The sequence below is a fragment of the Paracoccus sp. PAR01 genome, assembly GCF_014851995.1.
GTDB lineage: Bacteria > Pseudomonadota > Alphaproteobacteria > Rhodobacterales > Rhodobacteraceae > Paracoccus > Paracoccus litorisediminis.
In genome coordinates, this window is record NZ_JACVAW010000014.1 from 64,735 (window position 1) to 84,080 (window position 19,346).

The 19,346-nt window shown below is 60.4% G+C and carries 12 protein-coding genes; 3 read left to right on the forward strand and 9 right to left on the reverse strand.

Annotated elements, in window-relative coordinates; translation table 11 throughout:
• Nucleotides 1-502: 502 nt before the first annotated feature.
• A complete protein-coding gene (locus IB235_RS18095) occupies nt 503-814 on the reverse strand; it encodes a hypothetical protein (protein WP_192337881.1) in 312 nt (103 codons plus the stop codon).
• Between the two features lie 99 nt (nt 815-913).
• Between IB235_RS18095 and IB235_RS18100 the strand changes: the two genes are divergently transcribed.
• The gene (locus tag IB235_RS18100; RefSeq protein ID WP_192337882.1) at nt 914-1,867 is read left to right on the forward strand and encodes a hypothetical protein; all 954 of its coding nucleotides are present in this window, start codon (nt 914-916) and stop codon (nt 1,865-1,867) included.
• Here IB235_RS18100 and IB235_RS18105 read toward each other — a convergent pair.
• Nucleotides 1,798-2,715, reverse strand: a complete 918-nt coding sequence (locus tag IB235_RS18105) for a hypothetical protein (RefSeq protein WP_192337883.1) — start codon at nt 2,713-2,715, stop codon at nt 1,798-1,800. The two genes, IB235_RS18100 and IB235_RS18105, sit on opposite strands and share 70 nt — an antisense overlap.
• A gap of 368 nt (nt 2,716-3,083) precedes the next feature.
• On the opposite strand from IB235_RS18105, the gene IB235_RS18110 reads away from it, so the two are divergent.
• A complete protein-coding gene (locus tag IB235_RS18110) occupies nt 3,084-3,650 on the forward strand; it encodes a hypothetical protein (RefSeq protein WP_192337884.1) in 567 nt (188 codons plus the stop codon).
• 980 nt (nt 3,651-4,630) lie between these two features.
• Here IB235_RS18110 and IB235_RS18115 read toward each other — a convergent pair.
• Both IB235_RS18115 and aspT read right to left on the reverse strand, forming a co-directional pair.
• Nucleotides 4,631-6,226 (reverse strand): bifunctional aspartate transaminase/aspartate 4-decarboxylase, encoded by a 1,596-nt coding sequence (locus tag IB235_RS18115; protein WP_192337885.1) that lies wholly within the window; start codon nt 6,224-6,226, stop codon nt 4,631-4,633.
• A gap of 21 nt (nt 6,227-6,247) precedes the next feature.
• Nucleotides 6,248-7,933 carry an aspartate-alanine antiporter gene (aspT, locus tag IB235_RS18120; protein ID WP_192337886.1) on the reverse strand — a complete coding sequence of 562 codons (1,686 nt, stop codon included), beginning with the start codon at nt 7,931-7,933 and terminating at the stop codon, nt 6,248-6,250.
• 32 nt (nt 7,934-7,965) lie between these two features.
• Here aspT and IB235_RS18125 point away from each other — a divergent pair, with 32 nt between their 5' ends.
• A complete protein-coding gene (locus IB235_RS18125) occupies nt 7,966-8,106 on the forward strand; it encodes a hypothetical protein (RefSeq protein WP_192337887.1) in 141 nt (46 codons plus the stop codon).
• A gap of 215 nt (nt 8,107-8,321) precedes the next feature.
• On the opposite strand, the gene IB235_RS18130 is transcribed toward IB235_RS18125, so the two are convergent.
• The 5 genes from IB235_RS18130 to IB235_RS18150 form a co-directional block, all read right to left on the reverse strand.
• Nucleotides 8,322-9,992, reverse strand: a complete 1,671-nt coding sequence (locus tag IB235_RS18130) for a calcium-binding protein (protein WP_225612454.1) — start codon at nt 9,990-9,992, stop codon at nt 8,322-8,324.
• Nucleotides 9,993-10,024: 32 nt separating this feature from the next.
• Nucleotides 10,025-12,022, reverse strand: coding sequence for a TonB-dependent receptor domain-containing protein (locus tag IB235_RS18135; protein ID WP_192337888.1), 1,998 nt, complete (start codon nt 12,020-12,022; stop codon nt 10,025-10,027).
• A 62-nt stretch (nt 12,023-12,084) separates the two neighbouring features.
• A complete protein-coding gene (locus tag IB235_RS18140; protein ID WP_370576934.1) occupies nt 12,085-16,299 on the reverse strand; it encodes a beta strand repeat-containing protein in 4,215 nt (1,404 codons plus the stop codon).
• Between the two features lie 540 nt (nt 16,300-16,839).
• The gene (locus tag IB235_RS18145) at nt 16,840-18,189 is read right to left on the reverse strand and encodes an endonuclease/exonuclease/phosphatase family protein (protein WP_192337890.1); all 1,350 of its coding nucleotides are present in this window, start codon (nt 18,187-18,189) and stop codon (nt 16,840-16,842) included.
• Nucleotides 18,135-19,340: an MFS transporter gene (locus tag IB235_RS18150; protein WP_192337891.1), complete on the reverse strand. Its 1,206-nt coding sequence runs from the start codon at nt 19,338-19,340 to the stop codon at nt 18,135-18,137. Before IB235_RS18150 ends, IB235_RS18145 begins: the two co-directional genes overlap by 55 nt.
• Nucleotides 19,341-19,346: the final 6 nt, after the last annotated feature.

Consider the following 19,346-nt stretch of genomic DNA (forward strand, 5'->3'; position numbering starts at 1 on the left):
ACAGCCTTAATCCGCACTGACGTCGCGAGGCAACAGGAAGGCTTGCAATTGGCGCGAACGGCCCTTGGACGAAGCCGCCCGGCGTGCCCGAGACATTCTCTGGACACGGCCCCGAAAGGCGTTTTCGGACCTATCCGCTCCACGCGATCGGAGCCGGGGTCAAGTTTTCCAGCTTGAATACCCAGATCGTGGTCCTGCGTTTGTTTTCCGGCATGACCTGCGGGGTCGAGGAGAGTGAGCCGGAGCGTAAAATGTTTCGGGTGATCGTTTCCCCGATAAGCGCGGTATATGCAAATCCGACCAAGCCACGTTCGCTGTGAGTGATCAGTGACAGAGGTGCTGGAAACAATAAGCGCGCACGGCAATGCATGGCTACCTTGGTGACCCGGCCGGTTGCGCAGCGTGAGTCGGTCCGCAATTGCTTCCCTGTATCCGCTCCGGAAGCCAGAAAATCACTATTATAAATAATGAACGCAAATATGGTCCTTATCGGACGTAGGGATCAATTTTCCAATCTGGCGAAAATCCGGGTCCGCGCGAGTGCCGTTGAGGGAATCACAACCATGATGAGAAGATCCCTAATCTCGGCTTGATCGTTTCTTTTTTGTTTGTGGGTATTTTTGGTATGGCTGAGCCACCGGACCAGAGCAATCAGGTATTGCCAAAAGGCATGAAATAGCCGGATCCGGTCCCTCTCGATACCTAGCAATATAAGACCGTCATCACCCCGCTCGACAATATTCCGCCATGGAAAGAGATTACGGATCATACCACAGAGGTAAGCGGTTTTGCGACGGGTGACGGCCAGACACATCAGGATATCCTGACCGAACTTGAGCAGATCGACGTTCAGCGCTTGCTCGCAGCCAACAATATAGATCTCAGGAAGCGCAACTCGGACGGGCTGGCGTCGATGCGCGCCTACGTCCTTGATAAGACGCTGTCACCGGCCAACAGCTATGGCATCCTCATCGCCAAGGTCTCTGTCCATCCCGACGATAACGAGAGCACCAAGAGCCAGAGCATCAGCTATAGCCAGACGACATCGAACCTGGAGCGGCAGACGTCGGTGGCGACGAACGCTGGCGGCGGTGTCCCCGGCATCTTCAAGTTCGACACCTCCTTCACCAATGCGATCGCAACCGCTGAGCGCACAAGAAGCGTCTGGGTCTATTTTCAGGCCAGCCAGAAGATCCCCAAGGCTCGGGTGAGCATCGAGCGCGAGGATATCTCGCTTGATCCGCTTCTGGTGACGAAATTCCGCAAGGCCGCCACCGAGGGCGACGCCGAGGGGCTTCTTGATATCTTGAGGGATTGCGGTCAGTTCGTTCCGACGGTTCTGGTTCTGGGCGGCCGCTTCACACTGCACACCTCAGCCGAATTGGATGACGAATCCGCGTTCAGATCGACCGAAATGAAACTTCAAGCCACTACCGATGCCCGGTTCGAGGTCGAATCTGTACCGGTCAGTGCCGGCGGCAGCGTTGGAGCCGGCATCTGGGACAAATATGAAACCAGCATCGCCAAACAGGCGAAAGAGCTTCATATGGAGATCAGGGGCGGGACGGAATCGCTGCAGTCAACGGAACCCGGAAAGATGGGTGGTATGTGGACGGACAGCGTCGGGCCGTTCCTGCGCTGGCGGACCATCGGCTTTGCACCAAACTCGCTTATCCCGATCACCGATTTCCTGGAAAAGGACCTGAAGGCACAGTGCATTGCGCTGCTGCGTGCTTATTTCTCGAAAAAGCTGCGCTTGGCGCGGACCGGAATCGCCGGTTCGGAAGCGGACGACATCTACGGCCCCGACAATGCCATACTGCGCCGCGTCAAACGGATCACCGACATCGTGGTGGCCACGGAATAAATTTCGATGGTTTCAAATGGGCCTTCGACCTTTACCCACAGGACGGCAAACCGTCTTCGGGTTCGGTCGGCTACGAGGATGGGACCACCCTTGGCAATTGGCGTGGCGAGAAAGACAAGCTTTTCGAGCACAAGCTCGACCCGGACGAATATGTCGTCGAAATCGAGGCGGCTTGTGAGGAGGGTGGCGGCATCCACCGTATCGCCATCCGCACCAACAAGGGCCGGTATCCCAGCTAGGGCGGTTTTTTCGGACGCGACCCTTCGGCACGTCAGATAAAAAAGATCCAAGCGCCACGCGTCATCGGTTTCCACGGCTTCAAGGCCACGCTGGTTCATGGGATGGGCTTTGTTACCTGCGCTTGGGCGACGATACGCACTCGCCTGGTTTTCTGGAAAAGATGGAGCCCATCCTTTTTCCCAATCGAGATTTCGGCGCGATCTGATCGCCTCGGACCAGCAGTTAGGACTCCTAGTCGACGGCCCCGCTTTGAACACCGGGAGAGACGCATGGCTGATGTAACATACTGATTCTACAGGAAGAACACCGGACTGGACGAAGCCCAAGGCATTGTTGCCAATGGATGGCCGGATAAGGTCATCGAGGGGCTGGCGGGCAAAATTCCCCCAGTCAATGACAGGATGCCAGGTATCCCGACGACGTTTCCAAGTCTGTCGAGCGCGATCGTGACCGCGAGCAAGAGCAGCCCGAATAACACCTTGCTGCATTACGAAGTACCCAAGGGCATGGAGCGTTTCATGCGCGGTGCGACCTCTGATCTTGTTCAGGCCGTGGGTACGGACAAGAATATGGGAATTGAGCGCTTGTCGGTCATTGACGACGATCATCTTGAGGTTCGCCACATTCGGCAGAACCTTGGCCGCAATGGTGCGGTCTCCATTTTCGGAATCGACGGCAAGGAGACTTACTGGAGCAAGGTACGGCCTATCCGCCGGAGGAGGCCCCACGGCAGAAGTCCTGGGCTCTGATGGCGACTGTCGAAGCAAAGCTTTACGTCCACAGGCCCACTGCAACGGCGCGGCAGTTTTCCGTTGCCGAGATGGACGCCCTGAGCGGGCTCATTGAGAAGTGCCGGAATGTTCGACCGTGGTTGTGATGGGACGGGGACCCGAAGCGGGGCGTCCTGACGGCAGCGACGGCGCTGCGATTTTTCGACGGTTTGCCCGGCCTCAACGTCAAAAAGGGGAGTAAACGCATGTCGGGAGCGGCGTTCTGGTTCGACAAGAAGATTGACGAATATGAGCGCGCATCGGAATCCGCGAACGGCGTCCCAGCACGTGTGATCCAGATGATGACTGAAACTCAACGTGAGCGCGCGCGTCCCAGCATCCGGCAAATGTACGATGAGACGTTTGACCTGAAGCACATCAAGATGTGGTATGACTACGCGCTTTTTATCCGCGGTACGACCGATGAGATCGTTAAGGTGCTGCAGAAGGATCGTGAGAGCGGGATCAAATATTTCTCGGTTCTCGATGACACTCGTCTCGATATCCGATTTATCCGTCAGAAAGCCGGTGTTTCAACGACCGTCGCTGTCGTCGGGATCGCTGGCAAAGACACATACTGGCCTCCTAACCAAGCGTATGACTTGAATGAGGCCCGGCGCCTCAAGGGCTGGGCGCAGATGGCGGTCTGGGAAAGCAGTGAGGCCTACAGTGACAAGAAAAACAAAGTCGTCAAATTCTCCTGCATCAGCCTTGCTGATACACAGTTGATAGATGTCGTCCGGAATGGCGAAAATATCGAGCCGTGGTTCTGACGAAAGTGAGCCGATTTTAGTCTTTGGCAACCTAATTTCTGAATGTGAGCGATTCTCATGTTCGTTCTCTGAATTATTATCCTCAGGCCATTCGGGATATCGTCTCCTCCGAGTTTTTTGTTGTAGCTCCAGCGATCCTCATTAACATTCTCATATTCGCAGGTCGGGCAACCGCGGCGCTAGCCAGAAAGACAACCACTCCTACGATTACATAGCTTTATCCGAATTATTCCGTATCCGAGGCGCATTTTGACGTGGGTGGGCTGAAGCAGCTCAACAAAAGGGTAGGCGATGCCGAAAGCGGCGAAGCAGTTCACTCCCACGCATCTGAGTTTTCGCGACCTGATGAACGATATTTTCTGCCATCAGGCGTGCGCCGGGAATGTTCGGTCAGTCCATCCTTGCTCGCTCTGGATTCGGGAATGATCGTCCCCTGATTTACGCCAAGTCGTACGCTCGATGCTTTCCGCAGCCCGCAGGAATTCGTTGTGCTCCCTCTGGCGGTTGTCGGCTTCCAAGGGGTTCGCGTTGCGATGAAATTGGTTGGACACTGCCTGTAGTGGCCGCCGCCGCCCGGAAATCCGGCGTCTCCCAAAGTGGATATCACACCAGACGCGCCGCTATGAACCGCCCTGCGCGGGTGTGTTGCCCGCATTCAGCCTCCACCTCTGCCCCGCTTCCCAGAGGCTGAGGCTTTCCACCCCCCTCTTTGGATTAAATCAGACCGTCAGCGACCTCGGCTTCGTCAGGAACGGGTTATGCCCGTGTCAGTTCGTGGTCTTGCAGGTTGTCTTTGCGGGTCGGCTCACGCAGCCCGGCTACGATATTGGAGGGGATTCACATGGTGAATTCCCTCCAACAACTGTGCAGTGCGCCATCAGGACTGGACTCTCAGCACTGCTACTACCCGACAGGGCTATCTCTGATGCTGGCTTGGCGGATGTCTCTTAACCTTCAGCGTAGCGGGATTGAATGCACCGTCAGCCTGCCGCCCCGCCTTTATTCCAGGCGGCATGATATTCGTCGGCCATCCCGCGTAGCGCGCGCCCGATCTGAGCGTATTCATATTCGTTGAGATTGGCGAGCGAGGCCCGGCCCGACGGATGCTGCGTGCCAAAGCCACGCCCCGGCAGCAGCACAATTCCGGTCTTGTCCGCGATGCGGAACAAAAGCTCGTTGGGCGAGAATTTCTGCGTGATCCATTTCGCAAATTCCTCACCGTAAAGCTGCTTCGAGACCTTCTCCAGATCGACCAGCGTGTAGTAATCGACCGAGTTTACGTCATCCGGCATGTCGATGCCCAACTCGGCATAAAGCGCGGCTTGCCTACGGCGGATCACGTTCTTCAGGGCGGTCTTGTAGCTGTCATTCTCATCCATCAGCGCGAATAGCGAGAACAGGACCATCTGCACCTGCTGCGGGGTCGATAGACCCGCAGTGTGGTTCAGCGCCACGGTCCGGCTATCGGCAACAAGGCGGTCGATGAAACGCAGTCCGGGAACGTCGGTCGTGATCGAGGCATAGCGGCGCTCGAGCATGTCCTTGTCCGCCTTGGGCAGCTCCGCCAGCGCCGCGTCCAGCACATTGTGCTGATGCATCGCCACCGCGCCAAGCCGCCAGCCGGTCGCGCCGAAATATTTCGAGAAGGAATAGACCAGAATGGTATTTTTTGGACAGACGGCGAACAGCGACTGGAAGCCGTCGGCGAAGGTTCCGTAGACGTCGTCGGTCAAGATCATCAGATCGGGGCGGTCGTTCTTCACGATCTCGGCGATCCGCTTCAGGCTGCGATTGTCCAGCTTGACCGAAGGCGGGTTCGAGGGGTTGATGCAGAAGAAAATCTTGATCGCCGGGTCCTTCAGCTTGTCCAACTCGGCGTCGGGATATTGCCATCCCGCATCCGGATCGGCGTTGATCGCGACCTCCTCCAGCCCATAGACGTCCAGTTCCGGGATTTCGATATAGGGGGTAAAGACCGGCATCCCGATCGCGACCTTGTCGCCTTTCGTGACAAGCTGGTTCTTTTTCAGCGTGTCGAAGATATAGGTCATGGCCGCCGTGCCGCCCTCGACCGCGAAGACATCCACATCCTGTGCCGAGATCCGGCCCCCAACCATCTCGCGCATCAGATACTGACGGGTAATCTGTTCGCTGATGCGCAACATGCGTGGCGGCACGGGGTAGTTGCAGCCAAGGATGCCCTCGACCATCTCATGCAGGAAGTCTGAGGCGGAAAGCCCCAATTGATCGCGCACATAGCTGAGCGCGCGGCCAAGGAACTCGACCCCCTTCTGGTCCTGATTTTCGGTGATGTAGCGCTCGAAACGGCCTTCGATCCCCTCGATCTGGGGCAGGCCGCCGATGCCCTGCTGCATGTAGGAATACGACAGCTCGGATTCTGCCGCGGCGAAAAGACCCAACCGGAAAAAGGCCCGACGCGGCAGCGTCGCCATGAAGTTCGGGTTGCCCCGGCCCGCATTCAGCATCGACTGGTCGGATTTGCTCGACGCCAGCTTGATCAGCTCATCCTTGAGTTCAAAGGGGCTAAGCTGCGCGAATTGGCTGTAATCGGTCATTTCACATCTCCGTTTCAGGAATCAGACGAATGCCACGACAAGCGGGCCGAGAAGGGTCAGAAATACGTTGGCAAGAGCGTAGGTGATGGCGAAGGGCGTGGTCGGAACGGTGTTCCCGGCCTTTTCCAGAATTTCGCCGAAGGCGGGGTTGGCGCTGCGCGAACCCGACAATGCGCCGGCAAAGATGGCCACATTGTCATAGTGCAGGATGTAGCGTCCGACGAGCATGGTCAGGATCATGGGCAGGATCGTGACCACCACGCCAATCAGGAAGATCGACAGGCCATGCTCGGCGATGGTGTGAACCGCCTGCTGGCCGGATTGCAGGCCGACCACCGCGACAAACCCGGCCAGACCCAGATCGCGCAACAGCGTCGAGGCGGCCAGCGGCAGGTTGCCGACGGTCATGTGGCGGCTGCGATACCAACCGAAGGCGAGGCCCGAAAGCAGTGCGCCGCCTCCGGCCCCCAGGGTCAGAGGGATTGATCCGATGCGGACGACCAGCAGACCGATCAGCAGGCCCACGACCAGCCCGAAGCTGTGAAAGACCCAATCCGTCTTGTCGCTGGGAACGATCGACGGTCCGACCCGGCCTGCGAGCCGCTGGAGATCCTCTTGCACGCCATGCACGGTGATGATGTCGCCGGCCTCGATCACCGTATCGTCCTGCAGCACCAGCCTGCTGCCCCCGCGCGAGGCGCTCAGAACATAGATACCGTGCCGCAGATCATCGTTCCTGACCAGAATGTCCGCGACGCTATGGCCGACGAAGTCCTTGCCTGAAATCTGCACCTCACGCGTGGTCACGACCAGCTCCATCCCGTCGCTATCGGGGATTTCTGGTCCGATGCCGTCCTCCAGCGCGATGACGCTGTTGCGGCGACCGACGACAAGCACCGCATCGCCCTTCTGCAAGGTCAGGCCGGGTTGGGTACCGATGATATTGCCGTTGCGCCGGACGCGCTCAATGGTGAAGGCGCGTTCCGGGGCCGATTTTTCGACGGCTTCGATGGTTTTTCCTGCCGCGCCTTCGACGCGAAAGACACGGCCCACCAGTTCGGGCAGGGCCGGAGCCTCGCCATTGCCATAGATGCGCGCCCCTTTCAGCAGTTCGGCCTCGGCCTTGACGGCATCATCGCGGATCGAGCGCTTCATGAACCATGGCAGGATGTTCACGCAGACGATGATCGCCCCGAATGAGCCGAAGATGTAGGTCACGGCATAGCCGATCGCGACATTCGCCTGCAGGCGCTGGACCTCATCCGCGGCAAGACCCAGTTTCTCGATGGCGGAACCGGCGGTGCCGATGATCGCGGATTGCGTTAGCCCGCCCGCGGCAATGCCCGCCGCCAGACCCTTGTCCAGCGCAAAGATCTTGGCAAGGATCACCACGGTCGCCAGACCGCTGATCGCCAGCACCGCTGCCATCACGATTTCGCGGATCGACTGTCGTCCCAGTGAGCGAAAGAACTGCGGCCCGCTTTCAAAGCCGACCGCATAGATGAACAGCGCAAACAGCACCGACTTGATGCCATTGTCGATGGTGACGCCGAACTGGCTGATCAGCACCGCGACAAGCAACGATCCCGCCACGCCGCCCAGCTGGAATTTTCCGAACTGGAACTTGCCTATCCAATATCCAAGGGCAAGCGACAGGAATAACGCGATTTCGGGCGAGTGGTTGAACACACCGGACAGGAATGTCATGCGAGCTTCCTTTTACTCAATCTGACCATGCCATGCTGACCCGTTCGAAATCGACGCGGGAAGACATGGTTTCGCTTCAGCTTCAGAAATTCAGCAATGCAGTTGGCCACACGAATCCCGTGACCAATTCCGACATTTTGTCTGGCTATCTGGCGCTGTCCAGCGCCAAATAGCCAGATGGCGTGGAATAATTATTCTCTGAAAAAAACATTCTATCAAAGCATTGGCGAAATATGCCTACCAAAATGGAATGCGTCTGCGCGCCATTGGCGCAGGAGTGCCAATCACGAACAGGGGCAGGAGTTGCGGCTACAGGATAGAGAACCCTTGCCGCGGAACGACCACACAAAGCGGCGGAACAGCCGGTGTTCCGCCGTCTGGGATTACGTCAAAGCAGGAAATAGCTCTCGTTCAGATTGACTTGGGCATCGATGACGATTGCAAAATCAGCGACCCTATCGCCGTTTGCATCGCCATAGACGAAGGTGTCGCCGTTCTGTTGTTGATAGCGCAACTGGCCAGCCGTGCCCGAGAACGCAGCCGTCCCCAGCCACGAGAACGCCTGATTATCCGCGACAGTAGTGTTTGCGTCGATCGCCCTCAGGTCAATGCGATCGCCCGCGCCGCCCTGGAAATCGACGATCACGTCACGCCCGGCGATCGCCACGGTCGAGTCAGACAACGCTGCAAAGACGAAGGTGTCAGCGCCGACGCCCCCGGTGAGCATATCCGCGCCAGCGCCGCCATTCAGTTGGTCGTTGCCCGTCCCGCCATTCAGGCGGTCATTGCCCGCTGCGCCCAGCAGAACATCCGCGCCCGCGCCTCCATTCAGGACGTCATTGCCTGCACCGCCGTTCAGGCGGTTTGCGGCCCCGTTTCCGGTCAGCGTGTTGGCCAGCGTGTTGCCGTTTCCATTGATCGCGCCGGTGCCAAGCAGTTGCAGCGCCTCGACATTGGCGGACAGGGTATAACTGACGGTCGAGCGCACGGTGTCGGTACCAGCTGCAGCAGCCTCGACCACGCGATCGCTGGCCGAGTCGACCAGATAGGTGTCGTTGCCGGTGCCGCCGGTCATGACGTCGGCACCTGTCCCGCCATTCAGCGTATCGCTTCCGGCCCCGCCATTCAAAGTGTCATTGCCAGCTTCGCCGCTCAGAAGGTTCGCGGCCCCGTTTCCGGTCAGCGTATTGGCCAGCGCATTGCCCTTTCCGTTGATCGCGCCCGTGCCAAGCAGTTGCAGCGCCTCGACATTGGCGGACAAAGTGTGGCTGACGGTCGAGCGCACGGTGTCGGTGCCCCCTGCCGCGGCCTCGACCACACGGTCGCTGGCTGAATCGACCCAATAGAGGTCGTTTCCGGCACCGCCGGTCATGGCGTCCGCGCCGGTGCCGCCATTCAATGTGTCATTTCCGGCCGCTCCGCTCAGGTTGTCGTTGCCTGTCCCGCCAATGATGCTGTCGTTGCCGCTGGCCCCAGCCAGCGTGTCATTGCCTGCGCCCCCGTTGATCGTGTCGTTGAAGCGCGTTCCGGAATAGGTGTCTGCCCCGGCCGACCCGATGACGTTATGCGCTTCGGCCCAGATGAAATTTTCCAGCCGGGTTGGGTCGGCGCGCCCGCCATCATGCCCGTCGCCACCCATCAACCCGTTTGTGACCTGATGGAAGTTCCCGCGCACCCCCGACGCATTCGAGATGTTCAGTCCTGAAATCTGGATCGAGGTCGAGACATTGGTGATATGTCCCGCCGCATCGCGGGTAAACGTGTCGGTCGTCGAATTGTAGCTGTCGCCCAAGGTCGCCAGTCTGATCGAGGTCATCGTGCCGCTGAGCGTGTGGTTTGTCATGGCGTAGCTAAAATCGTTGCCATCCATGATGATGGCCTGCGTATTGCGCGGGTTTGCGGCCTTGGCCCCCAGAAGCAGCAGCTGGTCGCCGTTATACTGGTTGTTCCCGCCTAGAAACAGCGGGAATCCGGTCAGATCGAAGCGGTTTAAATAGGCGTCGAAGTCGGCGTTGAAATTCACCCCGGTCGAGGCAAGCAAGCGGATCGTCAATGCCATTTCCAGTGTCTCCTTGAGTTCAGATGGGTTGATCAGAAGCGGACGCTAAGCGTGGCATGGGCGTTGAAGCCGGGGCTGGGGTTGGCGTTCAGGTATTGCGTGTAGTCGCGGTCAAGCACGTTGTTCAGCGCCACATTGGCGCTGAAATCGTCATTGATCTGGTACTGGGCAAAGAGGTCGAGCGTTTCATAGCTGTCGCCGACATAGCCTTCGGCGCGGGCGTTTTTCTGCTCGCCGACAAAGGTCGCGCGCGCGCCCATCTGCAGGCGTGCATCCAGCGCCTTGATTCCGGCGGTCGCGGCGATCTGATACGGCGGCACCTTGGGCTGAACCCCGTCTTCCTGAGGGTAAAGCAGCACGTCGTTCAGGTCGTCGCCGCCCCGGCGCTGGCCATCCAGAAGCTGGCCGTTCAGCCCGCCGAAAAAGCGCGAGGAGTCATAGGACAGCTCAAGCTCGGCCCCGCGGATGCGGACCTTGCCGATATTCAGATATTGGATCGCGCCGAACAGCCCGTGCTGGACCAGGTTCTGGTCGATGTAATCGTCGATATCGTTCTGAAAGACCGCGAAACGGGCGCTGATTTCGTCATCATCGCGCAGCAGGCCCTGCAGCTGCGCGTCCAGCCCCGCCTCGATCGTGTGGGCGATTTCGGGGCGCAGATCGGGGTTGGGCAGGAACTCACCGCTGACCGATCCGGGGTGAAAGCCCTCGATCATGCTTTCGGTCAGGGCAGGGGGGCGCATCGCCTCGGCATAGCTCAGGTGGAAGCTGATCCGTTCATCAGGGATGTATCGGACCAAGAATTTGGGCGAAAGCCGGTCGCCCTCGACCCTGTGGCGGTCGTTTTCCAGCTCATAGGCGTCAAAGCGCAGCGCCCCTTCAAGCTCAAACCATGGGTTCAGAGCCACGCGATCCTGAATATAGGCGCCCCAGACGACCCGCGTGCCCGGAGGGGTCAGCTCGTCGCTGGTTCCCACGCGGTCGACCGTGCTGACCCGGTCGCGAAAGACATCGCCTCCGAAAGTCACCTCGTGTTCGACGCCGCCGGTCGAAACATGCGCCGTGTTATGGGCGTCGAGGCCGCTGGTCTCGATCCTGAACGATCGCTCGAACGGGCCGTTCTGAACGGACTGGTCCGCCTCGGTCCGGGTCAGGTAGGTCTTGACGCTGAGGTCCCAGAAGTCCGAGTCGACCGAAGTCCAGCGATAGCCCGCGATGGCTGTATCCACCGTTACATCGGTGTCGCGCAGGATTGACGTGCCGGTCAGGAAGGATGTGTCATAGCGACTGGCGGTAAAGCTCAGTTCATGCCCCTCGGCCGGGCGGAAGCGGGTCTTGAACAGGCCGGAATTCATGGTCTGGCCCGAGGCGACCCTGTCGCCGCCGCCCGAGGTATAGTCGCGCCGGTCAAGATAGGTCCCGCCCAGCAGGAAATCGACGCGATCCTCGGGCCGCATGGCGCCGACAAGGTTCACCGTGGGGCCGGGGCCGTTGGAATCCAGCGAAAAGCGCAGCCTGCCGCCGCGATCAGACCCGTCGGCGATGATGTCATCCGCGTCAATTGTGGTCAGGCTGACGACGCCGCCAATCGCGCCACCGCCATTGACCGTGGCACCGGGGCCGCGCGTGACCTCGACCGATTTGAGCATCTCGGTGTCGGTGTAGAATGAGCCGTTGGCACCGTGCCCGGTGCGCTGGAAATTCTGCCGCGCGCCATCGACCAGCACATTGACCCGGCCAAAATCCTGCATGCCCCGGATATTGACCGAAACGCCGGGATCGCCGCCCGATACTTGGGTGGTGACGCCCGGAATCTCGTCCAGAACCTGCGACAGATCGAGGCCGGAATATTCCAGCTGGATCTGATCGGCGCCGAGGACGGTGCTGGTGCCATCGCCGTCTCCATCGGCCTCGCTGCTGAGGACAACCGTATCCAGCCGCACTGCCTCTTGGGCAAGCGTGGCAGCTGGCGCTGCGGCAATCAGCGTGACGGTCGTGGTCAGGGTCGCAAGCCTGCGGACGGCTGCCATGGTCTGTTCCTTTTGGCTCATATGACAGGGAGGGCCACAGCCCTCCCCGCCGGTTCGCTTGATCAGAGCAAGAAGTCGCTTTGCGTGAAGGTCAGCTTGTCGTCAAAATGGATGGTGAAGTCGGTGCGGCCGTCACCATTCACGTCGGCATGGACAAGGCTCTGCCCGTTCACGTTCACAAAGCGCAGCTCTCCGGCCTCGCCCGAGAAAGCAGCGTTCCCGATGAACGAGAAGGCCTGATCGCCTGCCGTCTCGGTGTTCGCGTCGATCTGGGAAAGATCGATCCGGTCCGCGCCTTTGGTGAAGTCCCAAATCGAGTCGCGCCCGGCCAGCGATGTCGTCGAGTCGCGCAGCGAGGTGAAGACAAAAACGTCGCTGCCCTCGCCACCCCTGAGGATATCGGCACCCGCGCCACCGATCAGCCGGTCATTGCCGACACCGCCGAACAACTTGTCATCGCCCGCGCCGCCATTCAGGACATCGTTCCCCGCGTAGCCCATCAGGACGTTCGCGCCGGAATTGCCGGTCAGGGCGTTCGCCACCGCATTGCCGGTGGCATTGACTGCGGCTGTGCCGGTCAGGATCAGGTTCTCGACATTCGCGCCAAGGGTATGGCTGATGGTCGAGCGGACGGTATCCACACCCTGGCCGGAAAGCTCGATAACCCGGTCGCTTGCATGATCGACGTAATAGGTGTCGTTGCCGACACCGCCGCTCATCTGGTCAATGCCCGTGCCACCGTTCAGCGAATCGTTCCCAGCCCCGCCGATCAGCGTGTCATTGCCCGCCGCGCCATTCAGCGCGTTCGCGCCTGCCGTGCCGGTGATCCGGTTCGCGCTGGCATTGCCGGTGCCATTCAGTGCGCCACCTTGCAGCTCAAGGTTCTCGATACTCGCGGAAAGCACATGGCTGACGGTTGCGCGAACGGTGTCGGTGCCTGCATTCGCGGCCTCGGTGATCCGGTCGCCCAGATTATCCACCAAATACAGGTCGTTGCCGACGCCGCCCTGCATCGCGTCAGCCCCAAGCCCGCCGTTCAGCGTGTCGTTGCCAGCGCCACCGATCAGGGTGTCATTGCCCGCCGCACCGTTCAGCGCATTCGCACCGGAATTTCCGGTGATCCGGTTGGCCAAAGCGTTGCCAGTGCCGGATAGCGCCGCCGAGCCTTGCAGTTCAAGGTTCTCGACATTTGCGCCAAGGACTTGCGACAGCGTGGACGTCCGGACGGTGTCGTTGCCCGCGCCCGCAAACTCAGTCACGCGATCCCCGGCATTGTCGATGATATAGACGTCATTGCCCGCGCCACCCTGCATCACGTCGGCCCCAAGGCCGCCGTTCAGCGTGTCGTTACCAGCCCCGCCGATCAGCGTGTCGTTACCAGCCGCGCCATTCAGCGCGTTCGCGCCCGCATTCCCGGTGATCCGGTTGGCCAGAGCGTTGCCGGTGCCACCAATCGCCGCCGTGCCTTGCAGTTCAAGATTTTCGACATTGGCCGCCAGTGTGTGGGTGACGGTCGCGCGCACCGTGTCGGTGCCCTGACCAGCAAGCTCGACCACCAGATCGCCCGCATTGTCGACGACATAGATGTCGTTGCCGATTCCGCCGCGCAGGGTGTCAGCACCTGCGCCGCCGTTCAGCGTATCACCCTCGGGCGTGCCATTCAGAAGGTCGGCTGCGGCGGTTCCGTTGATCAACCGGCCCAGCACATCGGTAACGCCAACAGTGAAGTGCTGCGTCACAACGCCACCGCGCCCGTCCGCGACCTGAACCGCAATCTGGTGCGAGGTCGCGGTTTCATAATCCAGCGCGCCATTCACCACCAAGCGGGTCTGCCCGTTCTGCGTGACCAGGGCAAAGCGCCCACCGGCATTGTTGGTCAGGCTGTAGGTCAGCGCATCGCCATCGGCATCGGTCGCCGACAGAATGCCGATGACGGTGCCATTGGCCGAATTCTCGGCGATCCCGGTTGCGGACAGGGTGACGGTCGCGGGTGCGGTGTTCGCGACCGGGTCATCGACCGCGATGGTGATCTGCTTGTCGAATTCATTGCCCGCGCCATCGGTGACGCGAATGGTCAGGACATAGTTGTCATGCGAGAGCGGTGCCGTTCCGGTGACGCGGATTTCGTTGCCGACGATCCGGAAACGACCATCCGCATCATCGACCAAGGCGAAGCTGTGCGTATCGGTTGTCTCACGATCGGTGGCAGTCAGGCTGCCCACGACCGTGCCGGCAACCGCGCTACCGATGACTTCGGCATTGGACAGCGCCACATCGGTCGGCGTGTAATTCGCGCGGTGATTGACGAAATCATAGGTGAGGTTGTCGAAGCGAAGCAGCTCGATATTGGTCAGCGTGTCGGTGCCGGTGCCATCCGCACGGCTGTCGGTGATGACCAAGGGCGCACCGCCCATGCCGCCGCTAAAGGAATAGCTGCCGGAAGGGCCGCCGAACACGCCGTCAAAGACCGCGACATCCGTGCCTTCGCCGCCATTCAGCAGGTCGTTTCCGCCCGCGCCCTCGATCGTGTCGTTGAAGCGGCTGCCGGTATAGACGTCATTCCCGGCCGAGCCGATGAAATGCTGGCGATATTCGTCAAGCGCATCGGCATAGGCATCCAGCCGTGCCTGCGAACCGGCCGAGCCGTACATATGGGCGATGACGAAATTGTGGACCGCGCCATTCGCTTCGATCTGGGCTTCCTCGGCCGGGGTGGTCGGGCGCGCATTGGCAAATTCCAGCCCGCTGATGCGCAGCTCCGCGTCGCCACCGATGAACGCGCCGCTCGCGTCATAGCTGCCGGTGCCGCGCGTGCCATATTCGATCGTGTCGATTTCGCCCGTCACGGTATGGGTGCCGAAATAGTATTCCAGCGCCCCGTGCGTCAGGATGTAGGACGACGAGGGATCGCTGCCATAGGCCAGCATCGCCTCGGTGCCGCTGAAGTTCGTGCCATTATCAAAGACCGGCATCCCGCCGCCCGATATGCCCTGCAGGAACCCGCCGCGAATGAACGCCTCGAGGTCCATGCCTGCGCTTGCGCCCGATGCGTCGATGGTAATGACCGGCGGCTCGGTCACGGTGACGGTCAATGCCTGCTGGTAGCTATTGCCCGCGCTGTCGGTGACCAAAACCTCGATGTCATAGCTGCCATCGGTCAGGGGCGCGGCGACACGCACTTCGCCGTTCTCGATCACGAAACGGTCCTCGGCGCTGTTCACCAATTCATAGGTATAGGTGTCGGTGGTCTCGCGATCCGTGACCGAAATCGCGCCGACCGTCGCGCCTACAGCGGCGGTCTCGGCAATGCTGGCATTGCTGAGCGCCAGTCCGGTGGGGGTAAAGTTGGCGCGATGGTTCACCAGATCATAGGTCAGATTGTCGAATTTCAGGATCTCGACATTCGTCAGCGTATCGGTGCCGGTTCCCCCGCTCGGGTCGGTGATGACCAAGGGCGCACCGCCCGTGCCTCCGGTGAAGGTATAGCCGCCCGGACTGCCGAAATTGCCCTCGAGCACCAGCGTATCGGTCCCGGCGCCGCCGTCGATCGTGTCATTGCCTGCGCCCGACTGGATCAGGTCATTGCCCGCGCCGCCATTGATGATGTCCGCGCCCGCGCCACCGTCCAGCGTATCGTTTCCAGCCCCGCCATCGATGGTGTCGTTCTGGGCGGTGCCGGTAAAGCTGTCGGCATGGTCCGAGCCGATGAAGTTCTGGGCATAGCCGGAAAGCAGGTTGTAGACCGCGCCCGCATTGCCCGAGGACGCCGCGCTATGCATGTCCATGACCGGGTTGGACACCGTTGCCGAGGATGCCCCGGTGCCGGGGGCAACATCAATGTCCAGTCCGGTGATGACCAGTTGCGTGTCAAGACCGGCGATGCGGCCCGCCGCACCGTTGCCTTCGGTCGCCGTGGTCTGCCCCTCGATCCAATTGCCGAAGGTCAGCCCGTCAAGCTGGCCCGACAGCGCATGCGGATAGGTGTTGCCATAGCGGATCCAGTCATAGGCCAGATCAGTGCCCTCAAGCACGAACACGCCCTGCGACCCCGGGAAGTCATAGGCGGCCTGAGAGCCGCTGACCGCCTGAGGCTGTCCGTAGAACGGCGTGAACTGACCGCCGTAAAAGCTGAATGAGCCCGCGCCCGAGACATAATCGCCAATAAACGTCGCCCAGTTGATGCCCGCAGTTGCGGTCGAGGCGTCAATCGTAATGCCGCTGCCGGGTGCTGCGGCTGCCGCCGCTGCGATCGGAGCGAGGTTCGGTTCGGTGCTCACGTCGAGAATCTCCCTATGCCCCTCGGGGCCGGATTTGGATCTGTGATGTTCAGGAATTCGAATGGTGCAGCGCGCAAGCGGCCATGCCGTGGCAACGGAGGAGGGCATCGTTGTGCCCCACCCGGCTGTCGGTCATGTCTTGAAGCGATCCATGCTTCATCGGCCCCTCTCACACGAAGCGGATGGCCTTGCGGCCGTCATTTTGCTCTGGGTGAGCTGACCGTGATCCAAAGCCGATCGGCTGTGATCAGGGGCCGAAGCCTGCCTATGACGTAGGGAATGCCAATGTTAACAAATTCAGTCAAGTATGACTCGTGCCGACTTCGGGCTTTGGCGGGTGAATTACGTCATTTGCACGCGTCGATGCGTGGTAAAGTGACTGCCGCCTCGATTTCGTCGCTCCCGCCTGCCTTTTGGCTGCTCAAAGACCAGTCGTCCCTGAGTGGCATCGCCGGAACCGTGGCCCTCAGGAGCCCTTCAGCAAAAACTGCACGCCGCGCCATGGCCCGCAGGATGACGGCGTGACCGGGGATGGTTGAGTCAGCCGATCACGAACTTTTCCAGATATTCGTCGGAATAATCTGTCTCAAGCTCGACCCAAACCGGCAGATGATCCGACATCTCATAGGTCACCCATTGCGCGTAGGATCTTTGAAAATCCGCGTGAGGGGCTTCGCCATGCGCCCGACGATGCGCCGCGACAATCGGAGCGTAATGCGCGATGTTCTCTAGGTCGGTCTTTCTGATCACGTTCCCAGGATCGGCAGGGGCGCCAGGATCGGGCATCTTGGCCGGGCCATAGACAGCATTGCGCCAGTCGAAAGCTCCGGATCGCAGCAGGCGGGTCTTGCGGGTGCTCGCACCACGCACGGTATAGGCTATCTGGTCAAAGGGTTTGTCGCCGCCAAGATTGGATGGCGGCACCGGTGCCAGCTCCATCCTGCTATTCCTGAGAGCGGCCATGATGGGATCGTTCACGTCCTCGATATTCATGTCACCAAGGAAGATGAACACCTGATCTTCGACCTTCGCGCGCTTGGCAAGCGCGTCGGTGACGGCAGTGACCTCTGCAGCCCGCAGCGCGTGGTCATTGCCATAGATAATGTGCGAAGAGCATAGGGTGAAACGGAACCATCCAGCCTGAAAAGCCGCAAAGAATGGCGTTCTGGAAATCTGGTTGCCGCTTGGAAGCACGCTTTTGGGGATCACGATCTCGCCGATGATATTGCGGAAGATCACCTTGTCGGTGTTGTAAAAGAACGCCATGCGCTCATCGTTTCCACCCTCATGGTCGCTGACATCGGTCAGGAAATATTCCCAGTTCGGCCCAAGCAAGGTCTTCAGCCGTCGGATCGGCTCCAGATTTGGTCGCAGTTCCTGCAAGGCGCATATGTCGAAGGCGGCAATGATTTCCGCGATGTAATGGATGCTTTCGGGAAGCCGTGGCAGCCCCCCGTCAAATGCGCGAAGGTTCCAGGTGCCGACGATGAGTGAATCAGAGCGGCGCCCCCTGACAATCCGAAGATTCAGGTCGTGGCGAAGGGCCAGAAGCCTCTGCGCGATCCACTTGTGCTTGTCGGGATAGTTCGGGTCGGGGAACTGCCTGTAGTCGTTCAGGTCCTGATAGAATGGCATGGCAATCCTACTCGCTGAAATGAAGCAGACGGGAAGATCCGGGCGCGACTCTTGGGCTATTGTAGCAGGATGTTGGGGATGGTGGCTGTCGATACAGCATGAGCTTCGATTGGGGCTCAGTCGACACGCGGCATTCATGGACTTGTGTGCCGCAATGTTGCCGACCCGCTCAGGAGGGTCGGCAACATCATCTGTATTCGTTACGCTTTGTCGCCAATGCGCCGCAAGATGCCGACTGCGCAGATCAGCGAGCACGCCAGCGCGCTGGCGAACAGGCCATGATAGCCAAAATGCCCGGCGATCTGGCCACCGATAAAGCCCAGCACCATGCCCACGCCCGCATCCATGCATTGAAACAGGGTGAAATCCACGCCGGCCTGACGCGGATCGGACCATTGCATGAAACGGGCGTAAAGCGCGACAAAGCCAAAGGCGAGCCAAGCGTTCGAACCGATCTGCGTCAGAACGGCCAATGGTCCCAAAGGCAGGGCCATTCCTGCCGCCACGGCAAGGCAATAAGCCAGCACCAGTGCCTGCCCGGCCAGCGCGATCATCAGCACCGGCAGCGTCCCCAGACGGGCGACCGCGACGCCACCCAGAACCGCGCCGAGCAAGCCGACGACCAGGCTGCCTGCGGCGCTGTAAAGCCCGACCTCGGTCAGGGTGAAGCCCTTGTCCACCAGAAACGGTCCGAAAAAGCCCAGCGAGGATTTCATGGCAGCGACGTAAAGCGCCGTGATCAGCAACCCACGCCGCAATTCGGGACGGGACAGCGCCGCGCGCAGGCTTGCGCCACCCGCAGCCGGTTCGCTTCGCGGCGCGGGTTGGCGCATAAGCAGGAACGGCAGGGTCCCGATCAGGCACAGCCCCGCCAGAACGGCAAGGCCCGCCTGCCATCCCAGTCGATCAATCGCGACCAGAACCAGCCCGCCGCCCAGTGCAGCGCCGATATAGGCCCCACCGACCTGCATCATGTTGGCCCAGGAATAGGCCGATGGCGGGAAAGCCTCGACCGCATGGCCGTCGCAAGCGATATCGACGGTTGCCGTCACGGTGGCGATGACAAAAAGCGTCGCGATCAGAGGGGCAAGGGCCGATGCAGTTTGCCCCGACAAGGCCAACAGGGCGGCAAGGACCAGCCCGCCGCCACAGGCGATCATCGCCTTTGTTCGCGGGGCGCGCCCCGCAGGACGCCGCCAACGCTCGACCCACGGGCTCCACAGGAATTTCAGCGTCCAAGGCAGAACCAGAAGCGACAGGAAACCCAGTTTCTCAAGGGCCATACCCTGCTCGCGCATGACGGCGGGCAGGGCGGACCAGATGAATCCGCCCAGCACGCTCTGGGTGACATAAAGCCCACCCAGAGTTCCCAGTGCCGCCGGCAGCGCAAGACGGCGCGCAGTCATCTGCAT

Excerpts from the sequence above, each read along its gene's own strand:
- IB235_RS18150 (WP_192337891.1), bottom strand. The coding sequence starts at position 19,340 with ATGACTGCGCGCCGTCTTGCGCTGCCGGCGGCACTGGGAACTCTGGGT.
- IB235_RS18110 (WP_192337884.1), top strand. The coding sequence starts at position 3,084 with ATGTCGGGAGCGGCGTTCTGGTTCGACAAGAAGATTGACGAATATGAG.
- aspT (WP_192337886.1), bottom strand. The coding sequence starts at position 7,933 with ATGACATTCCTGTCCGGTGTGTTCAACCACTCGCCCGAAATCGCGTTA.
- IB235_RS18125 (WP_192337887.1), top strand. The coding sequence starts at position 7,966 with ATGCTGACCCGTTCGAAATCGACGCGGGAAGACATGGTTTCGCTTCAG.
- IB235_RS18135 (WP_192337888.1), bottom strand. The coding sequence starts at position 12,022 with ATGGCAGCCGTCCGCAGGCTTGCGACCCTGACCACGACCGTCACGCTG.
- IB235_RS18130 (WP_225612454.1), bottom strand. The coding sequence starts at position 9,992 with ATGGCATTGACGATCCGCTTGCTTGCCTCGACCGGGGTGAATTTCAAC.
- IB235_RS18100 (WP_192337882.1), top strand. The coding sequence starts at position 914 with ATGCGCGCCTACGTCCTTGATAAGACGCTGTCACCGGCCAACAGCTAT.
- IB235_RS18115 (WP_192337885.1), bottom strand. The coding sequence starts at position 6,226 with ATGACCGATTACAGCCAATTCGCGCAGCTTAGCCCCTTTGAACTCAAG.
- IB235_RS18095 (WP_192337881.1), bottom strand. The coding sequence starts at position 814 with ATGTGTCTGGCCGTCACCCGTCGCAAAACCGCTTACCTCTGTGGTATG.
- IB235_RS18105 (WP_192337883.1), bottom strand. The coding sequence starts at position 2,715 with ATGATCGTCGTCAATGACCGACAAGCGCTCAATTCCCATATTCTTGTC.